The sequence below is a fragment of the Vibrio sp. Vb1755 genome (genome assembly GCF_033338635.1).
In the GTDB taxonomy this organism is placed as follows: Bacteria; Pseudomonadota; Gammaproteobacteria; order Enterobacterales; family Vibrionaceae; genus Vibrio; species Vibrio alginolyticus.
Window position 1 is genome coordinate 1 of the sequence record NZ_JAWOTA010000132.1, and the last position, 1,461, is coordinate 1,461.

Genomic DNA, 1,461 nt, shown 5'->3' on the forward strand with positions numbered 1-1,461 from the left:
GCGATTGATCATGGTGTAGGTCAAGATGAGCTGGTGACTAACGTATTGGTTGAAAGCATTCAAAGTGATGCTGACGGCACACAAGAGGCTGTTGTGGCTCCCCTAGAAATCGCCATCCTTGATGCCGATCCAGTGATCGAAAATGAGTCATATAGTGTAACCGAAGGCCAAGTCATTTCTGGCAATGTACTGGAGAATGACATTGATATTGATGGTGACTTGTACATTCGATATGTCAGAGCCGGAGGAGAGATCCAGTCTGTCCCTGATGGTGGCTCAGTAAGTTTTAGTCTAGAGAAGGGTGAATTAACCGTATTTTCAGATGGCTCTTGGCAGTTGAATGCCAGTCGCAACTTAGATCACACGGTTGAGCAAAGTCTCGTTTTTGATTATCTCGCAGCCGATGATTCAAAAGATTACGGTGTAGCAACCGCAACTATCGACATTATAGATGGCCAAGCGGGTTATGTAGGCAGCGCTACTATAAACGCAGCAGAAGTACCTCTGGGAGAGGCATTATTAACCACCGAAGGCAGTGTTAATGTGATTGCTGGCTCTGATAACCCTGATCCGACTAGTTTGTATTTTGGTGGGGCATCCATTACTAAGTTAGAGGCATTAGGGCTTACAAGCTCAGTCTCTGATAATGAGCTTAGCTACACGTTAAGTTCCAGTGGAAAGCAAATCACAGCATTTGCTAATGGTGTCACTGTATTTACGTTAACATTGAGTGGCATTGAGTCGGGTAACGATGTACTAGCTTCAATCTCGCTTACTCTTTATCATCCTATCGATCAATTCAATAGTAGTGATACGGTCACTTTCCCGCTGACCATTGGAGGGACAGATCTAGACTCCACACCGCTTGTAGAGAATGAAATTGATTTCGTGTTGAAAGATGGTGTTGATCCTACGTTGAGCAACTTGACTGTTGTTGCAATGGAAGAGATTAATCTAGAAAGTGGGGCAATCTTTAAGACTGGGAGCCTTCAACTCGATATCGGGAGTGATTATGTTGACTCTCTTCGATTTAGCGAATTAAACCAGCCCACATTAGTGAGTAGTGAAAGTGAGTTGCTTTACCGTCTGTCTGATGACGGTACGACAATTACTGGCTATATCTTAGAAGGTGGGGTGGAAGTAAATATTTTTCAATCGAAACTATTATCCACATTACCTGTAGAGTCGAGTAGTGAAATAGAGTATTCCTTTGAATTATATCGCTCTTTCGATCTGTCAAAAGATCAAATCCTGGATATACCATTGTTAGTTAATGCAACAGATTCAGACGGTGACACCACCTCCGTAACATTGGATATTACCTTAGAGGCAATTGAAGGTTTGAACGATGATGCCTCTTTAACGGTGGATATTCTTGATGGCAGCGATGGATACGAAAACCAGTTTGAAGTTCCTAGTGTCACGATTCAAGGTGACGCACTCAAGATAAGCGATGAGTGG

General features: G+C 43.1%; 1 protein-coding gene. It reads left to right on the forward strand.

The genetic code is table 11. The features are described from left to right. Positions 1–1,461: Ig-like domain-containing protein (locus tag R7E00_RS23255; RefSeq protein ID WP_318124600.1), on the forward strand; the 1,461-nt coding region annotated here is incomplete at both ends.